At 57.5% G+C, this 20,756-nt stretch carries 22 protein-coding genes and 1 pseudogene; 8 read left to right on the top strand and 15 right to left on the bottom strand.

What is annotated here, in order from left to right; genetic code table 11:
- Positions 1-5 precede the first annotated feature (5 nt).
- Together ACQZ45_RS18275 and ACQZ45_RS18280 are read left to right on the top strand one after the other, a co-directional pair.
- Positions 6-1,262, top strand: coding sequence for an MSMEG_0569 family flavin-dependent oxidoreductase (locus ACQZ45_RS18275; protein WP_174041381.1), 1,257 nt, complete (start codon positions 6-8; stop codon positions 1,260-1,262).
- Positions 1,259-2,101: a Pnap_2097 family protein gene (locus ACQZ45_RS18280; RefSeq protein WP_448742403.1), complete on the top strand. Its 843-nt coding sequence runs from the start codon at positions 1,259-1,261 to the stop codon at positions 2,099-2,101. Before ACQZ45_RS18275 ends, ACQZ45_RS18280 begins: the two co-directional genes overlap by 4 nt.
- A gap of 137 nt (positions 2,102-2,238) precedes the next feature.
- Here the strand turns inward: ACQZ45_RS18280 and ACQZ45_RS18285 are convergent, their stop codons facing one another.
- The 5 genes from ACQZ45_RS18285 to ACQZ45_RS18305 all read right to left on the bottom strand — a co-directional run bounded on the left by ACQZ45_RS18285 (position 2,239) and on the right by ACQZ45_RS18305 (position 7,156).
- Positions 2,239-2,532, bottom strand: coding sequence for a type II toxin-antitoxin system RelE/ParE family toxin (locus tag ACQZ45_RS18285; protein WP_080670353.1), 294 nt, complete (start codon positions 2,530-2,532; stop codon positions 2,239-2,241).
- Positions 2,532-2,786: a type II toxin-antitoxin system ParD family antitoxin gene (locus tag ACQZ45_RS18290; RefSeq protein WP_013637268.1), complete on the bottom strand. Its 255-nt coding sequence runs from the start codon at positions 2,784-2,786 to the stop codon at positions 2,532-2,534. Before ACQZ45_RS18290 ends, ACQZ45_RS18285 begins: the two co-directional genes overlap by 1 nt.
- Positions 2,787-2,981: 195 nt before the next feature.
- Complete coding sequence (locus ACQZ45_RS18295) at positions 2,982-4,058, bottom strand: Fic family protein (protein WP_236772270.1); 1,077 nt, start codon at positions 4,056-4,058, stop codon at positions 2,982-2,984.
- Between the two features lie 540 nt (positions 4,059-4,598).
- On the bottom strand, positions 4,599-5,981 hold the full coding sequence (locus tag ACQZ45_RS18300; protein WP_174041379.1) for an MFS transporter: 1,383 nt from the start codon (positions 5,979-5,981) through the stop codon (positions 4,599-4,601).
- Between the two features lie 227 nt (positions 5,982-6,208).
- Positions 6,209-7,156, bottom strand: a complete 948-nt coding sequence (locus tag ACQZ45_RS18305; RefSeq protein ID WP_003519114.1) for a dihydrodipicolinate synthase family protein — start codon at positions 7,154-7,156, stop codon at positions 6,209-6,211.
- A gap of 164 nt (positions 7,157-7,320) precedes the next feature.
- On the opposite strand from ACQZ45_RS18305, the gene ACQZ45_RS18310 reads away from it, so the two are divergent.
- Positions 7,321-8,352, top strand: coding sequence for a LacI family DNA-binding transcriptional regulator (locus ACQZ45_RS18310; RefSeq protein WP_111799466.1), 1,032 nt, complete (start codon positions 7,321-7,323; stop codon positions 8,350-8,352).
- Between the two features lie 76 nt (positions 8,353-8,428).
- On the opposite strand, the gene ACQZ45_RS18315 is transcribed toward ACQZ45_RS18310, so the two are convergent.
- Positions 8,429-9,682: a type II toxin-antitoxin system HipA family toxin gene (locus tag ACQZ45_RS18315; protein WP_112949178.1), complete on the bottom strand. Its 1,254-nt coding sequence runs from the start codon at positions 9,680-9,682 to the stop codon at positions 8,429-8,431.
- Positions 9,675-9,986: a helix-turn-helix domain-containing protein gene (locus tag ACQZ45_RS18320; protein ID WP_003519119.1), complete on the bottom strand. Its 312-nt coding sequence runs from the start codon at positions 9,984-9,986 to the stop codon at positions 9,675-9,677. Before ACQZ45_RS18320 ends, ACQZ45_RS18315 begins: the two co-directional genes overlap by 8 nt.
- A gap of 246 nt (positions 9,987-10,232) precedes the next feature.
- Here ACQZ45_RS18320 and ACQZ45_RS18325 point away from each other — a divergent pair, with 246 nt between their 5' ends.
- Positions 10,233-10,457, top strand: coding sequence for an NAD(P)-binding domain-containing protein (locus tag ACQZ45_RS18325; protein ID WP_003519121.1), 225 nt, complete (start codon positions 10,233-10,235; stop codon positions 10,455-10,457).
- 808 nt (positions 10,458-11,265) lie between these two features.
- Here the strand turns inward: ACQZ45_RS18325 and ACQZ45_RS18330 are convergent.
- From ACQZ45_RS18330 to ACQZ45_RS18340, 3 genes are all read right to left on the bottom strand, one after another.
- Positions 11,266-12,081, bottom strand: coding sequence for an oxidoreductase (locus ACQZ45_RS18330; protein WP_025591179.1), 816 nt, complete (start codon positions 12,079-12,081; stop codon positions 11,266-11,268).
- A gap of 79 nt (positions 12,082-12,160) precedes the next feature.
- On the bottom strand, positions 12,161-12,940 hold the full coding sequence (locus ACQZ45_RS18335) for an SDR family NAD(P)-dependent oxidoreductase (RefSeq protein ID WP_003519125.1): 780 nt from the start codon (positions 12,938-12,940) through the stop codon (positions 12,161-12,163).
- A gap of 69 nt (positions 12,941-13,009) precedes the next feature.
- Positions 13,010-13,306 (bottom strand): YciI family protein, encoded by a 297-nt coding sequence (locus ACQZ45_RS18340; protein WP_003519127.1) that lies wholly within the window; start codon positions 13,304-13,306, stop codon positions 13,010-13,012.
- Between the two features lie 127 nt (positions 13,307-13,433).
- Here ACQZ45_RS18340 and ACQZ45_RS18345 point away from each other — a divergent pair, with 127 nt between their 5' ends.
- Positions 13,434-13,865: a winged helix-turn-helix transcriptional regulator gene (locus tag ACQZ45_RS18345; RefSeq protein ID WP_421459922.1), complete on the top strand. Its 432-nt coding sequence runs from the start codon at positions 13,434-13,436 to the stop codon at positions 13,863-13,865.
- A gap of 460 nt (positions 13,866-14,325) precedes the next feature.
- Here the strand turns inward: ACQZ45_RS18345 and ACQZ45_RS18350 are convergent, their stop codons facing one another.
- A complete protein-coding gene (locus ACQZ45_RS18350) occupies positions 14,326-15,225 on the bottom strand; it encodes a LysR family transcriptional regulator (protein ID WP_421459920.1) in 900 nt (299 codons plus the stop codon).
- Between the two features lie 190 nt (positions 15,226-15,415).
- On the opposite strand from ACQZ45_RS18350, the gene ACQZ45_RS18355 reads away from it, so the two are divergent.
- The 3 genes from ACQZ45_RS18355 (at position 15,416) to ACQZ45_RS18365 (ending at position 18,520) form a co-directional block, all read left to right on the top strand.
- Entirely contained in the window at positions 15,416-16,699 is a 1,284-nt protein-coding gene (locus tag ACQZ45_RS18355) for a serine hydrolase domain-containing protein (protein WP_173998384.1), read from the top strand.
- Positions 16,700-16,733: 34 nt separating this feature from the next.
- Positions 16,734-17,615, top strand: a complete 882-nt coding sequence (locus tag ACQZ45_RS18360) for an NmrA family NAD(P)-binding protein (protein ID WP_173998382.1) — start codon at positions 16,734-16,736, stop codon at positions 17,613-17,615.
- 74 nt (positions 17,616-17,689) lie between these two features.
- Positions 17,690-18,520 carry an aldo/keto reductase gene (locus tag ACQZ45_RS18365; protein ID WP_313595313.1) on the top strand — a complete coding sequence of 277 codons (831 nt, stop codon included), beginning with the start codon at positions 17,690-17,692 and terminating at the stop codon, positions 18,518-18,520.
- Between the two features lie 203 nt (positions 18,521-18,723).
- Here the strand turns inward: ACQZ45_RS18365 and ACQZ45_RS18370 are convergent, their stop codons facing one another.
- The 4 genes and pseudogenes from ACQZ45_RS18370 to ACQZ45_RS18385 all read right to left on the bottom strand — a co-directional run bounded on the left by ACQZ45_RS18370 (position 18,724) and on the right by ACQZ45_RS18385 (position 20,656).
- Entirely contained in the window at positions 18,724-19,017 is a 294-nt protein-coding gene (locus ACQZ45_RS18370) for a type II toxin-antitoxin system RelE/ParE family toxin (protein ID WP_081308669.1), read from the bottom strand.
- Positions 19,017-19,220 (bottom strand): annotated as a pseudogene (locus ACQZ45_RS18375) (ribbon-helix-helix domain-containing protein); the annotation flags it as partial. The gene ACQZ45_RS18370 and the pseudogene ACQZ45_RS18375, both read right to left, overlap by 1 nt.
- Positions 19,221-19,266: 46 nt before the next feature.
- Positions 19,267-19,656 (bottom strand): RidA family protein, encoded by a 390-nt coding sequence (locus ACQZ45_RS18380; RefSeq protein WP_013637179.1) that lies wholly within the window; start codon positions 19,654-19,656, stop codon positions 19,267-19,269.
- 241 nt (positions 19,657-19,897) lie between these two features.
- Positions 19,898-20,656: an alpha/beta fold hydrolase gene (locus tag ACQZ45_RS18385; RefSeq protein ID WP_333723474.1), complete on the bottom strand. Its 759-nt coding sequence runs from the start codon at positions 20,654-20,656 to the stop codon at positions 19,898-19,900.
- Positions 20,657-20,756 lie beyond the last annotated feature (100 nt).

Genomic DNA, 20,756 nt, shown 5'->3' on the forward strand with positions numbered 1-20,756 from the left:
TTGTTATGACCGACGATACTGTACCGCACGTTCCAGTTCTCATCATCGGAGGCGGCCAGGCTGGTCTTTCTGTCAGTTGGTATCTGATGCAGGAAGGGATCGAGCATATCGTTCTCGAGCGCCACCGAAAGTTCGAAAGCTGGCGCAACAATCGCTGGGACAGTTTCTGTCTGGTCACACCAAACTGGCAGTGCCGGCTGCCCGGCTGGCACTATAAGGGAGCGGATCCAAATGGCTTCATGCTCAGACAAGAAATCGTAGACTATCTGGATGGCTTTGCAGAAAGCTTCAGCCCACCGATCCGCGAAGGGACGGACGTCACGCATGTCTCGCCTCGCGACAGTGGTGGATACTGGATCGAGACTAGCTCTGGCAACTTGACTGCGGACCAGGTTGTGGTTGCGACAGGTGGGTACGACAATCCAATCGTGCCGTCCTACGCAGCAGATCTGGACGCCACTATCCTACAGATGCACTCGCGCGATTACCGGCGTCCGTCGCAACTACCAGATGGCGGAACCTTGATTGTGGGCACAGGGCAATCTGGCGTGCAGATCATGGACGACTTTCATCTGGAAGGTCGTCCAGTGCACCTGGCGGTAGGGCCCGCTCCGCGCAGCCCGCGCAAATACCGCGGGCGCGACGCAACCGACTGGCTTTACGATGCAGGAACGTATGCCGTCACGATCGATACCCATCCCGATCCCATCAAAGCCTTGACCCAGACCAACCATTACATGTCCGGGCGCGACGGCGGCAAGGAGATCGATCTGCGCAAATATGCACTGGAGGGGGTGCGGCTGTACGGATCTGTCGCGGGTGCCTCGGGCACGATGATGGCATTCCTGCCCGACCTCGAAAAGAACCTCGATGACGCTGACCGGAGCTATATGGGTATTCGCAAGCAGATCGATGCATGGATCGCCGCGCACGCAATTAATGCTCCAGAGGAGCCCCCATTCGAAAAGGTCTGGCGTCCCGTTCAAGAAATCACCGAAGTTGATTTGGCGGAGGCAGGCATAAAATCGATCATCTGGGCGATCGGTTTCCGTCCGGATTATTCGTGGCTGAAGGTCGACTGCCTGGATCAGCGAGGCAAGCCGGTGTTCCGTCGCGGTGTAACCGATGCACCTGGTCTGTACTTTATTGGTCTTGGCTGGCTGAACACATGGGGCTCCGGCCGATTTCTTGGCATCGACGAGGACAGCCGCTATCTCGCCGAACAAATAGTAGCACTTCAAAAGAACAGGCTGGCCGCATGAGCACTGTTCAGCTCGCCAGGCACGAGGGGTCGGAGCTCATCGAACGCCACGTGCTAGGAATGGCGGAAATGGGCTACAGCGGCATTTCGGAGCAATGGCTCAAGCGACGCGCCGGTGATTTGCACTGGCGGCTCATCGCGCGCGCCATGGGACAGCGGGATGCTGTTTTCACTTGCTCAGAGGGCGCACCACTTTATGCGGCTTTTTGTGCGACCAGCTTGCAGCTCGTAAGACCTCATCTTCCACGATTGGGCGGGGAGATGACACTGGCTGCGGATCTCTACCGCGTCGGCCACGGGCGTCTGGCGTCACTTATCCGCGTCACCGCTGGCGGCGATACTGTAGGCCGCATGATTTTGGTCTCGACCTTTGTGGGACGTTCCGAACCGGGGATCAACCGATCTGTCGTCCGGCGGAGCCCGCGAGCGCTAGCGATGCCGCCCGAGGCGCCCCTCGCGGTTCGTCGCGTTGCCGAGATGGCCTCGGCCGCCACGCGAGACATTCGCAACAACCATTTTAAACTCTCCGGGATGTCACAGACACAGATTGTCCTGCCTTGCCCGGCGACAGACTTCAATGCCGCCAGACTTCTTTATTTCCCGAGCTACAGCGCTTTAGCTGACCGGGGATTGTTCCAAGCAGGAGAGACGCATACCGGGATGATCGCCTCACGGAATGTAGTTTATCTGGGTAATGTAGAGCCCGGAGAATGGATGGAGATCAACTTCAAGAAGCTGCCTTCAGGGTATGAAGTCTTCCTGAACGGCCAAGACTGTCGACCTTTGGCGTTGATGCGCGTACGTTTCGACCGTGGGAACGACAGCTCTATAACCGCTTAACAACGCGACGCGGTCGAAAAGAAATGTCGGCTTCAAATGCTGCTACGGCAACTCATGCGATAACGTCTTGCTTAGTCTAGCTCTTGATGAGATTCGCACTTACGACCAATATGTTATAAATTCGGCGAAGTGGTTGGTTAGAAAGAATCTCCCGCCCAATCTTCATGGCCGTGACGTATGCGGATGACGAATACGCTCCCGTCTTCAATGACGCGGTACACGACAAGGTGAGCCTTGAAAGGATGGATCCTGACAGGAGGAGAAATCTCATGGCGTTCGCGTGCCATTCTTGGGTTGGTGGCGATGAGTTCGAGCAAGGCAAAAAGCTCATCGTGATATTGTCTGGCGACTAGTGCTCCGAAGATGCGGATGCCTTCTTCTGCAATGGAAATAATATCCTCTTCCGCTTGGACAGATAGGCTAAATGGCATTAAGCGCGTCCGCGGCTGATGTCAGCTCGAGAAGTGGCTAAAGCAAACAACTCTTCCGTTGAACGGCTCCCAACTCCGCTTCTGATCCCGTCGTCGACAAATCGCTGCATCTCGGCAATCTTGTCCGTACGCGCTTGGTCTCTGCGGATCAGGTCCCGGACATAATCGCTCGCATTCGAGTATCGACCAGTCTTGGCCTGTGCTTCAACCCAATCTTTCATGGGGTCTGGCAGGGATACATTCATCGTCGCCATTCGAGTCTCCTTAATGCCTCAACATACTCGCTGATGGCAAAGTTTGTCAAACTAACGATGAGGTCGCAATTACAGCTCTTGATGGGAACCGAACGCTGCACCCTTAATTCGGCTAAGCTGCTATTTGGCGTATCATTAATCCTCCTCTGGACGCTTCTCAGGCAGCGGTGAGGGGTCCGCCAGTACACGAAATAGTCATACGTCCTCGGGATAGAGACGAGGGAAAAGGGTATCGAGCGCTTGGACTGGAAAGCGCAGCGACACAGGCCCCTTTTCGGTAACTGACGCAAGCAGGCCCTCATCCGTCAGCGCCTTTAGAACGCGCCGCGCCGATCGATCTGGCAGGCCAGTGATACGCGAAGCCTCTCCCCGCTCAAATTCTCCGCGCACAAGGGCTTCCTGAAGTAAGGGCGCGCACTCGTCAGGCAAAGTTTCCTGACGATAGACATAACGCTTGAGGCGTCCCCCTAGTGTTTTGAGGTCAAACAGGCTGTCCATGTATTCGAGCTGATCGAGACACACGCGCAGAAACCAACTGGTGAACAGTTCCAGTCCCTTGAGCGACAGGTTGCCCCGTTCATCGCGGTCGCCCTGACGTGGCTCGTCTGCCCAAGCCATATGCTGCTTATATTCGGCGCGTCCTTCAGGCCCCCCCGCCAAGCCTCGAGCCAAGCCGCGGGAAACTGACCAGAGACCATGAGCTCCCACTCCGGCCGCTTGTGCCATCGCATGACTCATCAAACGGCTAACTCGGCCGTTGCCGTCTGGAAACGGATGGATGTAGTTGAAACGGTGATGCGAGGTCGCCATCGCAAAAAGGCGGGCGCTACGGCTGCTCCCGACTGCCATCATCGCTTCTCCTGGAGCCGGCTGGAAGGCGAACCGCTGATGGAAGTAGGCCATGAAATCGGGCACGCGATCGCTCGCGGGAGGCAAATGTCTGCCGACCTCGACGTCCTGCTCCTCCCCTCGCCGCCATTCGCCGGGCGTCATAACAAAGCTGTGGTGGTTACCGACAATCGTCAGCATCTTTACTGTTGCGCCATCATAAAAGGCGCGGTGAAGATAGCGGATGAATTCTATCGATGCAGGATCAGGCAACATCCCTGCCGCCTCTCGCTCGTCGATCTCCTGCTGAACACGATAGTGGGCGACGGCTTCGATCTTGAGGTCGCGCCGATCGTCCTCGGGCTTAATTCCCTGCAGGGCCCGCTCGATCTCACGTGGCCGGGTGTTGTGGCCTTCGATCAGATTACTATAGTAGGTGTTCATGATCCTGACGGTGCGGGCCAGTTGGGCTGCGGTTTCAGGATGGAGGGCCCGGCCAAGTCGTTCGGCCCTAGCGACAATCTCAAGCGAAAGGTCCAGCAGTTCGCCGCTGGGATGCTCGATACGCGCCGGTTCGATGCGGGTAGATGCTACTTAGACAGTCATTTTGGCCGATATCCAGTTTCCTTATATCATTTATATATATGGGATTTTTGTCGATTTACCATCACATTTGGCCGATCTTTTGGCCGATGTTGTCGTGAGTACTATAGCCCCGTCATCAAGACATGACCCACCCAATCACCAAAAAGAACTCGGGCAATGACACTCGGTTCCTGGCAAATCTTTGCGAACTTCTGGCCTTTCCACTGCGATGTTCATATTAGTTTACCCGCCTTGATGGGAGCCGAACTGACGACCATGAGATATCAGATAAGAAAAACAAAGCGAATCAGCCTGCATTGATCACTTAGTGTCGGAAACGCATGATTGACCCGGCACTTTCATGCAGGGTCAATCATGATAGGCGGTCAGGGTCAATTTTTATGGGGACAACTCCTCCAGAACCCTACCCTTGGTTTCCACTGCGAACACGGCCGTTACCAGAGCTCCAACGACTAATATGACTGCGAATGCGCCGAAAACATACTGAATACCCATCGATGACATCACCCAGCCAACCGCAATCGGCCCCGCTGACGACCCAAGGCGTAGCCAAGCGCTGCCTGTCCCGGTGCCAATGGCACGCAGACGGGTCGGGTAAATTTCTGCCGAATAGAGGTAGAGCGAAAACGTCACCGTCTGTAGGATGGCATAGGCCAGTCCGGCAAGGATAAGAACCTGCGTTGCCGATGTGGCCCCCAACCAGGCGAGAACGACGAGCGGAATGGGTGCGAGCAGCAGCGCTCCCACATACCAACGCTTGCGTCCAACCTTATCGATGAGCAGTGCGCAGATAATCGCTGCGATCACACCGCCGACTGACGTCATGAAGCCGTAAAATATACTGGTTTCGAGCGGCAGGTTAAAGGTTTGCCGATACAGGGTCGGGAGCCATGTGATCGTGCCATTGGCGACCATATAGGCACAGAACCACATAGCCCAGATAGACAGCGTGCGCTTGAGATAGATGCCCTGGAACAGTTCACGCCAGTCGGATTTGCGGTGCAAGGGAGCCGCTACGATCTTTTGTTCAGGCAACTCGTGACCAGACGAGCGTGCGCTGTTTTCAAATTTGGTCACGATTCTGTCGGCTTCCTCATAGCGCCCGTTGGCAACCAGCCAGCGGGGGGATTCGTGCAGGAACCAACGCAGCGGGATCATCAGGAGCGCAGGAACAAGGCCGACCACAAACATGGCTTTCCAGCCATAAACTGGCACCATAAAGTATCCGATCAATCCCGCACCAACGAGGCCGAGTAAAAACATCACTTCGTACAGAAGAAAGAAACGACCGCGCCCTTTGGAGCCAATCAGTTCATTGATGTAGGCGCTGGCCACAGGAACTTCACCACCCGTTCCAATTCCCTGAACAAATCGAAAAGCCATCATCATTCCAGCGCCGGCTGCGAAGAGGCAAGCGATGTCCATGCTGACGAAAAGCAGGATCGTAAACAGCAGGACCTTGAGACGTCCAATCTTTTCCGCCAACCAGCCGAAGCACACCGCTCCGATGAGTTGTCCCAGATAACCCATAGACAGGATCATGCCGGTCTGGCCGGGCGTGAGATTCCATTCACGGACCAGAACCGGCATGGCATAGGCGATTGCGATGACCGTATAACCATCGAAAAATGTTGCAGCACCAACGATGTTACGAGCCCAGAAAACTTCGCGGGTTACCGGAAGTCGTTCAAGGCGTGCACTGATTTCAGCTTGCGGATCGACGAGCGGCGTAGACGCCGTCAACCTTTGTTCCATGTTCATGATTTCCTCCCTTTGCCTAGCCCACTCCCGGCCTGGCGTCGAACCTGACGGATTGATCGTCTCAGCTTCCGGAATCGTCCGCGGCGATAGTCGGAAGGCATCGCTCATATCGGTGAGGCATGCACGTCGTTACGAACGTGCGATTGCGGCACGTCACCCCCGATGTGCAGCAATATCCCCTCCCCTTGTTTCAACAGCCCCCGCCTTTCAGGCAGGGGCTGTTGTTATTATTCTGCCGCCATCAGTTGGTCGACACGGCCGATACCAGCAGCGTCGAAGGCGGCGAAGATTTCAGCTTCAGCCTTTTCGCCAAGATTCTTGAGCGGCTCGCGGATGGTTGCATGGTCCAGCACGCCACGGTGAACGAGACCAAGTTTCAGTGCAACGGTACCCTCCATGTGAGAGCCTCTGTGATACACGGCGCGCGTGACGGGAAGCAAACGTTCGAATATCTTTCGGGCTTCTGGGTAGTTCTGTGCCTTACCAGCATTGATCAGGTCGATCAGCAGTTCCGGTGCGATATTGCCGTAGCCGACGAGCAAACCATCGACATCGAACATGGTCGGCAACAACCACTCGTCATGGCAACTCAAGACCTGAAGTTTCGGATTGGCCTTTTTCAGTTCCGGGATTTCAACGTACCAGCGCTTCATATTGCGCACGCCGTTCTTGGTTGCGACGACCCCTTCCTGGGTCGCGATCGCAAGCTGGGTATCAAGATCATAGGAGGCTTTGGTCACATCAGGATATTGGAACAGAATGCATTGCAGACCGGATTCCTCCCAGATCGCCTTGTAACGATCTTGCGGTGCGCCTTTTTGAAAACCAAAGCGAAGCCAGCCATGGTTTGGATAGACGAGCGCGCCTGTCGCGCCGGCAGCCTTGCACTTCTTTGCCTCTTGTGCGGCAACCCTCGTTCCTTCACCGGTGATGCCGGCAATGATCGGGATGCGACCATCGACAGCGTCGACATATGTGTGGATGAGCTTGAGACGCTCTTCTTCCGTTAGGAATGTGCCTTCACCGGCGTGGCCGAGAATAACCAGGCTCTTCACGCCATCCATTCCGGCAAGCCATTTGGCAATGCGGGCATTAGCGGCGTAATCGACCTCGCCGTCACGAGTAAATGCAGTGACCGGCGCCGGGCTCAGGCCTCTCATGTCCATTGCTTGCATGGGATATCTCCTCCTCAGATAGCCACTGTCCGCCTCGCGACCAGTGGTGGGATCGTTAATGGGAACGTTCCCACTATCGAGCTGGATTTTACTGGAGTCAATAGTTTTTTTGATGCATGTTCACCCTTAGCGAATGTGAGGGTACCGTGGCGCGGAAAACAGAAATGAAATCAGAGGTCAAAGAGACGGGTCGCCAAACGCGCATAACTATCCACGATGTTGCGTCTGCTGCGGGCGTGTCAAAGTCGACGGTGTCGCGCATTTTAGATGAACGTTTGCCTCAGTCCGACAACGCCACATCGCGGCGAGTGCGCAAAGTCGCAGAGGATATGGGCTACATGCGCGACGTCTCGGCAGCGAGCCTCAGGCGCGGCAATACCATGACGGTTGGTGTGATCGTGCCTCGGTTGACGGATACTGTTATGGCGATGCTGTATGAAGCACTGGCCAAGGCGTGCAGCAAAACGGGACGCTTCGCCATTGTCGCTACGACCGACGACAAGCCTAAAGCTGACAGGCTTGCGGCAGAGTCTCTTCTCAAAAGAGGCGTGGACGGATTGATCTTGTCGACAGCCCGCGAGGACGACGATTTCCCAGAGGTACTCACGGCTCGAGGGATACCTTTTGTTTTAGCTCTCCGCAGTGATGGTCGAAGCCTTTCCTCGGTCGGTGACGATCGATTGGGTGGATATCTCGCAACACGACATCTGCTGGATCTGGGGCATCGACGCATCGGTGTAATCGCCGGACCGTCCTATGCTTCCAGCTCACTTGGACGTGTCGAAGGTTATCGCCAGGCTCTTGAAGAGGCAGGGATCGCTGTCCGCCTGGATTACATCATCCCCTCGACGTTCGGTATCGATGCTGGCGCGGATGCAGCACAGCAGCTTATGCGCCTAGATGATCGTCCTACGGCAATCTTCGCCGTGAACGACAACACCGCAATCGGGGCCTTGTCCGGTCTGTCGCGTATGGGGCTGTCTGTGCCTGACGATATTTCCGTTGTCGGATACAACGACATTCCCATCGTCAGCCACCTTCCAACACCACTAACGACGCTGCGTGTGCCTTTTGATCAGATTGCTTCGAATGCTCTGGATCTTCTGGCGAGCGGAACAATTTCAAGCGAAGATCGAATCCGCATCTCCGCTCCAACGCTCATTCCCAGAAAGAGCTCGACCAAACCTTCTTCTTGAACGGATTCGAACCAGCAACCCTATCGGTTTTGGTGGGCTATGAAACTGCTAACGAGTTACGCAAAAACACCAATTGCTAATTCGCGCACGTGCCGAGGATCGGCGACATCAGCTTGATGTGGGCATCAATCCGCTCCAACACTCTATCGGGTAGAACAGCTCGTTCAGGCAGAGACCACCAAGACTGGTTGACGCGCTCGACGGTCTCCGTAACAGCCTTCAGCACAGCAGCTTCAGGCAGTCGCGCACGATGCGCGAAGACTTTCCATCGCTGGGCGTTCATTGCCTTGAACGGCCTTTCACCGGCCAGCGACAGTGCCATGGCGTCCGACGGAATGTAAGGGACTGTCGAGAGCACATCATAGACTGGGGCGAGTGCCGGCTTGTTGCCCTTCCCATAATAAATCAGCGACCAATTCTTGAGGTGCATGTCGCCATTTCCTGTCAGGACTGCCAAAGCCAGTCGTCGGACGAACTCGAGGGCTGAAGCTGAAGAAACGGCGACCCCAATAGCCACAGCGATATCATGATATGAGGCCCCCTCATATTTTCGAGACGGATAGACGCCGAATACCTGTGCGAAATCTTCGATATGGATGCGTTCACCACCGGCAACGCGATCGAAACGTTTGACGAGGAGGACTTTGCCGTCGGACAATGTCTCAAACTCCTCCGGGATACCCTCGAACTGCGATTGTTCCACGAGCTCGCGTTCCGGCACGTCCATACCAATCGCTTCGGCCAATGCGAGATTTGCAAATTCGTTTTCCGAGACACCGGGAAATGATGTCGATGGAAACTTGGCGATATATGAACCCTGCTCGTCGCCTAAGGGGATCGTCAGACCGCCGCCCTTGCCTGTGTTTTTGATGACGGAGAGTTTCATTTGCACGCCGGCGAGCGAAAACCGGGCCTTCGGTCTCGGGGGTGTCAAACCCTCATTACAAACAACGCTGCCTTCGCTCGGCACAATTCGGACAGCCCCCGGCAGATCGGATCCGAGTGTTGCAAGCAGGTCGAAATCATTTCCTGCTCGCACGCTGCCTGAATGGTGCTTCTCCATCGCCTCGCGCAGTTTATCCTCTGGAAGAAGGTTCGCAAAGAACGATGGCAAAGCCCTTGCGACAGGCTTCGGGTCCTTCCGCAAACCCCCATGTGCCGCGCGAAATGACAAACTGAGCACTGGGAAACCACCCGTCTGTCGATAGCTCTCCTCAAAGCTGAACGCGTTGAAGTCTCCCGGCGTCCTCACGATCATGCCGACCTTCAGGTCATTCAGCAGCACGTCCATTGAGGTTATAGATCTTGGATCAAGAGGCGCATCAGACATTGCCATCACCATCAGGACTGGCGACGAAAGCAGCAAGGTCATCTTCGGCGCCACCTGGCTGCAGTAAAGCTTCAACCGCCGGGACCATCGCTTGAGGGATGAGCATCAGTTCCAGACCAAGCGCACGACCAATGTTGATCAGAGTGGTCGTACGGGCAGCGCTGGCTCCGGCCTCAATCTCGCGGTACCGCGGTCGCGATATACCCGCCATATCCGCAACCTGCTCCTGGGTGAGGCCCAAAGTCTTGCGCGACGTCTTGAGCAGCCGCCCTATGTCCTGAAGAGCCTCCGAACCCGACTTCATATGATACCTTAACGATTCATCTTTCCCGTTATGATATGTTTACGTATCTCACAGCATCTGCTCATGTCAAACTAAATGCCGCTTATAGGGATCATATCAGACTAAAAGATCTTCTTACAGATCAATTTTATTTCCTCCACTGAGACAATCTGGGCAACGAAACTGGAAGCACCCCGCAATACACCCTTCTTTAAAAGTCCGCTCCTATCCCCCGGGCAACATGCCTGCCGAGCAGGAAGACAAGGCATGAGGATTGGCTTCATCGGGGCCGAGCACATCAGTAAGGCACTGGCCCGGCTTGCAGTCGCGAACGGACATACCGCGACGCTCAGCAATTCGCGCGGACCAGAACCCCTGCGCGAGGCAGCGGCCGAAATTGGTTGTCAGGCCGCTGTTGTATCCGACGTGCCCTCGTCCAGCGATGTGATGGTTCTCACAGTGCCGTTCGCAGCTTGCACCGCAGTTCCTTGATGGCAAGATTGTCATCGATGCGAACAACTACTACCGGGATAGGGATGGAAGTATCGATGCGCTCGACCAGCGCGAGACGAAAACGTCGCAACCGATCGCAAACCAATTCCAAGGGTCGACGATCATCAAGGCGTTCAAGGCCATTCTGGAGAACGACCTCCTCGATCCTGTTGCACTTCCAAACAGAGCTAAGTGTGCCTTGCCGATTGGGGGTGACGATGCCGCCAACAAGGTGATTGTGACCACCCTACAAGCGGAGTTCGGGTTCGATACTGTAGACGTCGGCCCCCTCGCTGATAGCTGGCGTTTTGAGCGGGCCAAGCCCGCTTACTGCATCCCGCTCGATAAGGACGGTGTCATTGCGGCACTCGCTGCGGAGGAACGGGATAAGGAACTCCCAGAGGGGTCGTGGAGGCGTTAGCCCAACAAGGGGCGGCTCAACGAAGGGGCCGCCACTTGAATTCGCGACCTTCGGAGTGAAAATGTTAGGTGCACTCATTGTCCGCTATGGGCGAAATTGGACTTTGCTCGAACTCGTTTCGCTTTAAGTAAGCGCGAAAGCGCTTGACCTCAACCCGCCGATTAGAGAAGCGCCGCATCGCGGAAGGCGGGACCGACTACCCCGGCGAAAACGCTCCATCAACTTCTGCTTATGCGGCTTCGCTCATAGCAACCCGGCCCAGTTCCGCCGATAGCCATGGATCAACCGACAGATCTCGCTGCCCACAACGCCCTCGGATATCCACTATCGTCGCTGAGTTGAAGACGTTTCCATCGTCAGGAGGCGTCTTCCCGAGTGCCACCGTCGTCAGGCAGGCAGCTTCATCTGCTTGCGCAGGCTCTTGTCGAACGCGCTTGCGGGTACGAAGCGTCGCAGGAAATGCAGTTGCCGCGCCGCCTTGGTGGCGGGGTAGCGCAACTTCGGCGACTTTACTGTCGCCGCCTTCACGACGGCTTCCGCGACAAGCTCCGGCGCATCGCCTGCCTTGATGGCACTGTTCCACACGGCTTCCGTTGTCTTGCGGCCCGCATCGTAGACGCTCGTCATGCGGTCGGGCTGTTTCGCGTTGTGGTCAAGCGCCGTGTTCGTAAAGGCAGGCTCGACCAGGAGGACCCTGATACCGAGCGATCTGACTTCGTGATCGAGAGACTCCGAGTAACCCTCGACGGCATGTTTCGTGGCGGTGTAAAGCGCGCTGAACGGACTGGGAATGAAGCCAACCACCGAACTGATGTTTATGATGCGCCCGCTACGCTGCCTGCGCATGATCGGTAGGACCTCGTTAGTCGTCCGGACGATCCCGAACACGTTGAGATCGAAAATAGCCTGCGCCTGTTCAACGGATGATTCCTCGGCGCCACCGATGAGGGCCCCGCCCGCGTTGTTAACGAAGATGTCGATACGGCCAGTGCGGCTGACGACTTCGGCGACCATTGCAGCCACCGAAGCGCTGTCGGTCACGTCGCATTCAAGCATCGTGATCCCCGCGACCGTCCCCGTCCTCGCCTTCCGACTTGTTCCAAAGACCTGGTAGCCGGCCGACACCAGAGCCTTGGCCGTGGCAAGACCGATCCCGGATGCCGCGCCAGTGACGACGGCGACGCTACGATTGTTCGTGTTCATTTCAATTCCTTTCGTTCGCCCGATACAGGGCGGTGTTGATGGCGCGGGAGTTGCAAGTGGTCCCCGCGAGGTCGAAGTGTCATGAGTTGGAGCGGTATCGCGCGGCGGGTTCGGAGTTGCTAAAGCCTGCGGCCAAGACGCCACGCGCCTGCTCGAAGGCATCCCATGCGGCGACGTCGGGCACGGGCGGGATCGTCACCAGCTCTTTCCGGTCAAACCCGATCAGCGCCGCGTCGACGAGGTCTTCCACTTCCATCAGGTTCTGGACACGGTTGATGTCACCTCCTGCCCGCTCGAAGATTTCCGTACGTGTCGCGGCGGGCAGGACAGCCTGGACGTATACGCCCTTGGAAGAGACTTCTGCGGCTAGGCTCTGCGACATGGTAAGCACATAGGACTTGGTGGCGGCATAGATGCCGTGGGAATATTCGGGTAAAAGCGCCAGCACCGAGGCGATGTTGACGATCGACCCGCTGCCCCGCTCCACCATGCCCGCGATTACCGCGGAAGCCAGTAGCGTCGGAGCGACGACGTTGAGACGAAGCAGTGTTTCCATCGCCGCAGGATCGGCCGACGTGAATCCGCCGAGCAATCCTGCCCCGGCGTTGTTGACGAGAATGTCGATAGACGGCTCTGCCTTCAAGCGTTCGGCGACCGTGCCGAGTTGCGTCGGGTCTGTAAGGTCGGCCGTGATGTTCTCGACGGCGATGCCATATGCCAGGCTAAGTTCGGCGGCCAGCGTTTCGAGGCGATCGGTCGCCCGGGCGACGAGAACGAGGTCATGTCCCCGAGCGGCTAGCCGTCGTGCGTAGACGGCGCCGATACCGCTGGACGCTCCGGTAATGAGTGCGATGGTCATAGAGGTTCCTTCCGTCGGTCGCGTGACGGCCGATAATTGGTGGCATGAGGAGACATGGGGTTTGCGGACTCAGCCGCGATGCTTGATGTGAAGCATGGGATAATGCTCGTAGTGGCCAGCGCCGTTTTGCACGATCGGGTCAAGCGAGGTCAGCGCCTCGATATTTTCGTCGTCTTCAATCTGATAAAGCGAGACGCCGTAACCGCCAGCGGGGTCCATGACAGGCCCGTGCGCCACGATTTTACCTTCCCCGAGAAGCCTGTCGAGATAAGTGCCGTGCTGGCCCATCCAGGTCTTTTCGTCGGTCGTCATCGTGGCGAGGAAATCCGGGCGCGGGGGTATGTATTTGCAGAGATAGAACTTCATCGTCGTCTTCCTGATGGGGATTGGGCACCGGCTGTTTTCGACGGCCAACAGAAATTTACGCTGGAATGTCGATGGATAAATGGTTACTATCATTTTAAGAGTAAGTCACTACCAAAATGAGATCCACATGAAAAATCTTTCGGACCAGCCATGCCTCATTGCCCGGAGCCTTGCTCTCGTAGGCGATGCATGGAGCATGCTGATCATGCGCGACGCCCACGCCGGGTCCACGCGGTTCGACGAGTTTCGCAAAAACCTCGGAATTGCGCCGACACCGCTGGCGACACGTCTGGCGGCCATGACGGAAGAAGGACTTCTCGAAAAGCGCCGCTACTCGGAACGCCCACCTCGCGACGAGTATGTCCTCACCGATGCAGGGCGGGACTTTCTCCCGGTTCTTTTCGCGCTCGCGGCCTGGGGCGGAAAGCATCGCGGCGGTGGCGAGTTCACCCGCTTCTTCGATGAAGGCTTGGGCACCGAAATCGAGCCGGTTATGATCGATAGAACCACGGGCGAACCCGTCGGGACGCGTCCCATCAAGATCGTGATGCCTGGCTGACATCGATCTATGGCGATCTTTTCACTTGGTGCTTCCGCATGTCACCGCTTGCGTGAGCGCGCGGCGGCCCTCACAAGCACGTCGGTCGAGAGCAGTATCGTGGACACGAGGACTGCGAGCGACAGAAGCCCTGCCATTCTCTCCGAATAGCGCACCGTCTCGGTGTCGACCGATTTCGCTGTTGAGTAATAAAGATGGTCGTCCGGTAAACTGTCGTGCGACAGGATGTGAACCCGTGCACCCGCCGGAAGCGGAAATTATTTCCGCGTAATGGCCATTTCCGGTTCCGATGCCTTGAACGGAATCGAACCGTAAGCACTGTTCGTTGGGAACAGCATTGCGGCACGATCCCAACTGGTGCGCGGATTTGACCCGTCATCGGGGACTGATCTACTCCCCTCCGGCTCTTACGGCCGGTATGCAACACCAATCGTGCGAAGCGGCAAGAATGCACCCCGCGCTATGTCACCGCGATTCGTTGAACAAAATCCAGAAAAGCCCGCACCTTGGCCGGCGGCATGTGGCGTGACGGATGATAGGCGTAAAGTGGAAACCGCTCGCCCGACCATTCCGTCAGGATCGTCGTGAGCGCCCCGCTCTCAAGCCACTCGTCGAGGCCGATGGCAAAACTCTGGAATATGCCTTGCCCCGCGAGACAGGCCGCGACCGCAGCGGAGGGATCGTCCATGACCAACCGCCCGGCCACCTTGATCTCGATGGCGCCGTTATCCCCCTGGAATTCCCAGGTGAACGGTCGCCCGGTCTGCGGGTCGCGAAAGAGAATACAATCGTGGCGCATCAGGTCGTGGGGCGTGACTGGAACTCCGTGACGGTCGAGATAGCCTGGTGCGGCACAGGTCAGCACCGGTACGTCCAGCAGTTTGCGCGCGATCAGCGAGGATTCGTCCGGCGGACCAAAACGCACGGCGACATCAGCGCCGCTCATCATCTCTTCGCGGTAGTTGCTGGTGGTCAGATCGAGCGTCAGGGCGGGATAGAGCGCTAGAAACTCACCGATCCTCGGCGCCAGCACCATGCGCGCGAACCAGGGATCGATCGAAACCCTGATCCGCCCACCGACGAACGCCGCCGAACCGGCGGCTTCGGAGGCCGCCTCCTCCAGCCCGGCCAGCAACGGCATTATCCTGGCATGGAAGCGGACGCCCTCTTCCGTCAGCGTAACCTTACGCGGGCTGCGGTCGAACAACCTGACGCCGACGCGTTGCTCGAGTCGCGCTATCGCACGACTTACCCCCGATGGCGTGAGGCCGAGAACATCCGCGGCCCGCACGAAATTGCCCGCCTCCATCACCGCCCCGAAAACGCCGACCCCGGTCAGCAGCCGCGTGTCGAAACTCATGCACCTCTCCGCCGCAAGGTCGGTCTTCGCCGACCGTCTTGTCATGATGATTTGAAGTCATCTTATCCTTGATTTTAATGCGCGTGAATCATCTTTCTTCATCCCGTAAATAGTTACTTAGCGCCCGCGCGGCGCCAGCGGCATGCCGGAACCGTGGAAATCTCCGGCCTTGCAGAGAAGGACTTCATCCATGAATGCGATCTCACGCAGAAGCCTGTTGGCGCGCGGCGGCCTCTTGCTGGCAGCCGGTACAGTCGCTGCAAATACGCCGGCTCATGCGCTGACAGCCAAACCGCAAGCGCGGTCCGGAAATTTCAAACCGATCGACATGGCGATGGAGCAGGCCGTTCGGGACGGAACCGTGGCAGGGATCGTTGCCACAGCCGCGGGACCGGACGGCATGATCTACGAAGGGACCTTCGGAAAGGCCAATACAGTGACCGGAGCGACAATGCGCGCCGATACGGTGTTCTGGCTGTTATCGATGACGAAGGCCTTCACCGCCACGGCCTGCATGCAACTCATCGAGCAGGGTAAGATTGATCCCGAGGACGATGCGGCGAAACATTTGCCGGAACTCGCCAATCCGATGGTGTTGGAGGGTTTCGACGGCGATGGCCAGCCGCGCCTGCGCCCGGCCAAGCGGGCCATCAAGGTGCGGCACCTGCTCACCCACACCTCCGGCTATACCTATTCGATCTGGAGCGATGCGCTGACCCGCTATCAGCAGGTTACAGGAATGCCGGACATAGCGACCTGCAAAAACGGTGGGTTCCTGGCACCGCTCGAGTTCGATCCCGGCGATCGCTGGCAATACGGCATCAGCATGGACTGGATCGGAAAGCTGGTGGAGGCGGTCAGCGACCAGTCGCTGGAGGTCTATTTCCGCGAAAACATCTTCGTTCCGCTCGGCATGACCGATTCAGGCTTCCTGATCGGCAGCAAGCAGAAGGCCAGGGTCGCCACCTTCCACAAGAGGAACGCGGACGGCGGACTGACGCCCGCGCCCTTTGAGATGCCACAACGGCCGGAATTCTTCCTGGGCGGCGGCGGCGCCTTCAGCACGCCACGCGACTACATGGCCTTCCTGCGGATGCTGTTGAACGGCGGCTCCCATAAGGGCGTGCGCGTGCTGAAGCCGGAAACGGTCGCGTCGATGATGCGAAACCAAATCGGCGACCTCGACGTGCGCGCCATGACGACGGCCCAACCCGCCTATTCGCAGAGCTTCGACCAGTTTCCCGGTGAACCCCACAAATGGGGATACTCGTTCGACATCAATACGCTGCCCGGTCCGAACGGTCGGTCGGTCGGCAGCATTTCCTGGGCTGGCCTGCTCAACTGCTATTTCTGGCTCGACCCGGCCCGGCAGGTGACCGGCGCCATCTTCACCCAGCTTCTCCCATTCTACGACGAAAAGGTCGTGCAGCTCTACGGCACATTCGAGCGCAGTCTCTACGACGGCCTCGCCTGATCCATTCCCCAACCTGAACACCAGGAGACATATCATGTATGCGATTACAGGAATTACCGGCAAGGTCGGCGGCGCGCTTGCGAACGCCCTGATCGAAGCCGGAGAACCGGTCCGCGCGGTGCTGCGCGATCCCGCCAAGGCGGAAATCTGGTGCAAGCGCGGTTGCGAAATCGCCTTTGCCGACATGGGCGACGCAACAAAGCTCGCCAACGCGTTCAAGGGCGCCAAGGGCGTCTTCATCCTACCGCCGTCGGAGTTCGATCCGGCGCCCGGCTATCCGGAAGCGGCAAAGCAGAATGAGGCGCTGACGACCGCTCTCCTTGCTGCCCGCCCGGAAAGGGTCGTCTGCCTCTCGACCATCGGCGCCGACGCGGAAGTCGACAATTTGTTGAGCCAGAGGACGATGCTGGAAAAAGCCCTCGGCGACCTCGATCTTCACGTCACCTTCCTGCGGCCTGGCTGGTTCATGGAAAATGCGGTCTGGGACGTGGTCGCGGCGCGCGACGAAGGCGTGCTCCACAGCTTCCTCCAGCCTGCCGACAAGACCTTCGCCATGGTGTCGACGCAGGATATCGGCGAGCTTGCTGCAGATCTTATTCGCGAGCAATGGATCGGCAAGCGGGTGGTGGAACTGGAAGGCCCGGCACGGGTCTCCCCCAACGATCTCGCCAATGCCTTCGCGATAGTGCTCGGGCATCCGGTACGGGTGGAGATCGTCCCGCGGGAACGCTGGGACGGCCTATTCCGTGCCCAGGGTACGCGTCACCCGCAGCCGCGCATGCGTATGCTCGACGGTTTCAACGAAGGCTGGATCGACTTCAAAGCCGACGGCGGAAACCGTGTCAGGGGCAAGACGTCGCTTGCGCAGGTGATCGAAGCGCTGGTCCGGCAAGCAGCGGCGAGCGAGACCGCGTGAACGCGCCGGGAGAACGGGCGGGGGACGGCTTCTGCCTCTGCCGTCGCGTCCCTCGCAACTCGAAAGGTTTGATCATGGAAACGATTGAGACTCACGGTGTCGCTATACCCCGGTTAGGACTGGGGACTTTCAGGATGCCGGGCGATGCCGCCCGACCGGTGATCGAAAGTGCGCTTGAACTCGGCTTTCGCCACGTCGATACCGCCGCCATGTATGACAATGAAGCCTCCGTCGGCGCCGCGCTCACGGCCTCCGGCATAAACCGCGCTGACCTCTTCGTCACCACCAAGGTCTGGCACGACAAGCTCTCCCCCGATGCCCTGCGACGGTCCTTCGATACGAGCCTCGGCAAGCTTCGCCTCGACCATATCGATCTCTTCCTCGTGCATTGGCCATCAGCGAAGATGAACATAAGCGCCACGCTCGACGCCATCACCAAACTGAAGGAGGAAGGGTTGGCGCGCGCCATCGGCGTTTGCAACTTCAACCTGCCCATGATCCGGCATGCGATCGAGGAAATCGGCGCCCCCATCGCCGTTCATCAAGTGGAATATCATCCGTTCCTGTCGCAGACGCCGATGCTGGACTACCTTCGCCGCAGGGGTATTCCGATGACCGCCTATGCGCCGCTTGCGCAAGGCCGGGCGGCAAAGGATCCCGTTCTCGCTAGGATCGGTGAGAAGCACAGCGCCACCGCAGCCCAGATCGCCATAGCCTGGCTTCTGGATCAGGAAAACGTCATCGCTATCCCCAAAGCCGCTCGCCCCTCCAGCCAGCGAGCCAATCTCGATGCGCTCAATATTCACCTCGACGAGGAGGACCGCGCGGCTATCGCGGCTCTGCCGAAGGACGTGCGCTACGTTGATCCACCTTTTGCTCCACACTGGGAGGCTGCAACGCTCTGAAATGGGGGGTCCTTAATCTCGGGCTACGCAGGATACCTCTCGATCTAGCCGAGCAACGTGCGCTGGTTGGAGCCAAGACTATTGGCAGGAACAACCGAAATGGGGCGCGCATAGCTGCCTAAGCCTTCGCAGATTGTAATGCTGTCGCCTTGATGAGATTCGCACTTACGACCAATATGTTATAAATTCGGCGAAGTGGTTGGTTAGAAAGAATCTCCCGCCCAATCTTCATGGCTGTGCCGTATGCGGATGACGAATACGCTCCCGTCTTCAGTGATGCGGTACACGACAGGGTGAGCCTTGAAAGGATGGATCCTGACAGGAGGATAAATCTCATGGCGTTCGCGTGCCATTCTTGGGTTGGTGGCGATGAGTTCGAGCAAGGCAAAAAGCTCATCGTGATATTGTCTGGCGACTAGTGCTCCGAAGATGCGGATGCCTTCTTCCGCAATGGAAATAATATCCTCTTCCGCTTGGACAGATAGGCTAAATGGCATTAAGCGCGTCCGCGGCTGATGTCAGCTCGAGAAGTGGCTAAAGCAAACAACTCTTCCGTTGAACGGCTCCCAACTCCGCTTCTGATTCCGTCGTCGACAAATCGCTGCATCTCGGCAATCTTATCCGTACGCGCTTGGTCTCTGCGGATCAGGTCCCGGACATAATCGCTCGCATTCGAGTACCGACCTGTCTTTGCTTGTGCTTATATGCTCAGCGTGGAGGGGTTCGTTCGCGACAAATAGGTTCCATCATCGCTTTACGGCAACACATTTCACCTCAGCGAGGAGCCCCTGGTGCGCGAGCTCAGAGACACCTATCCGGGTCCACGCATAGGTTCCCTTCGGAAACACCTCGTTTTTGACAGTCCGGAACACGTCCATGTGCTTGGACATTTCGACGTGATAGCTTGTCATTTCCACGATGTCATCGAACGTGCATTGAGCGGCTTCGAGGACAATTCGTAAATTGTCCCACATAGCTCTGAATTGCTCTGAAGGATCGCGAATAATATTGAGATCCTTGGTCCGCCCAACTTGGCCGACGACGTAGATTGTGTCTCCGACTTTAACCGCGGGAGCATAGCCGGCTCGGCTGACGATCTCCTGCATCTCGTCGGGTATAATGATCTCTCGATCCATAGTGGTCCTCGCAATCTTTGCTGGTTGCTAGCGGCACTGATACAAGCGTCGCGAAGTTTTAAGCACCGTTGGATGAAAAAGTACAAACGCCAGCGATGTCGGACAGTCCTTGACTTCGCCCGCCGGCACGGCTCTTTCCCGGGCGCCGGTACGTGTCTCAAAAATGCTGCATCACGTCCCGGACGTGACGCAGCTAGCAAGTTGATCGAGACACGCGCCTTTTGCATAATGCATGCCGCCGCTATTTGGCAGCTTTGGCTGCTTCCTCGATAACCTTTGCGACTGCAGCCGCCTGAGAGATGTAAATAGCGTGGCTGCCCTCTACCTCTGTCACCGTTGAACCGGCACGCTTGTACATCCAGCGCTCCAGGTCGGGGTTTATCGTCATATCGTCCTTCGCTACAATTGCGTAGCTGGGCTTCTCGTGCCAAGCTGCGGCCGAAACCGGTGTATCGGTGGCGACGACGGCGACAGGCATTTGCGACCGGGCCATGAACTCGGCTTGATCCTTGGGCAGATCTGCCCCGAAATCCGCAGCGAACTTTGACCGGTCTATAAGAAGGAACCCATCCTTCGACGGCTTAATATCCTTGGTGGGTGACGGCATAGACTGGAGCAATTGTGCTGTGCTTTCACCTTTTTCAGGTTGGAGCGCTGCGACATAAACAAGTGCCTTGACCTTAGGATCATCACCTGCTGCCGTGATGATCGTGCCTCCGTAGCTGTGACCGACGAGAACGACATCTCCGTCCTGCTGATCGACCACGCGCATCGTGGCTGCAATGTCCTGGTCGAGGCGTGTCAGTGGCTGCTGGACAATGCTGACATTGTAGCCGTCGCGGGTCAGGATGTCATAAACGCCGCGCCAGCCCGAACCATCCACGAGCGCGCCATGGACAAGGACGATGTTGCGCGCGTCCGCTAAGGCTGGGGCTGTTACGGCTACGGAAGACAAAAGCGCGGCAACGAGGCAAACGGCCACTTTACTGAAGTTCGACATGGTCGGTAGTTCCTTGAGTTTTGTGCGTGGATTAACTGAGGCTTTGAAATCGCCTGAAGGACATGTCTCTCCTCTATCCAGGGAGAGACGGTGGTGATAG

The organism is Agrobacterium sp. 16-2014-1-2a, assembly GCF_053522705.1.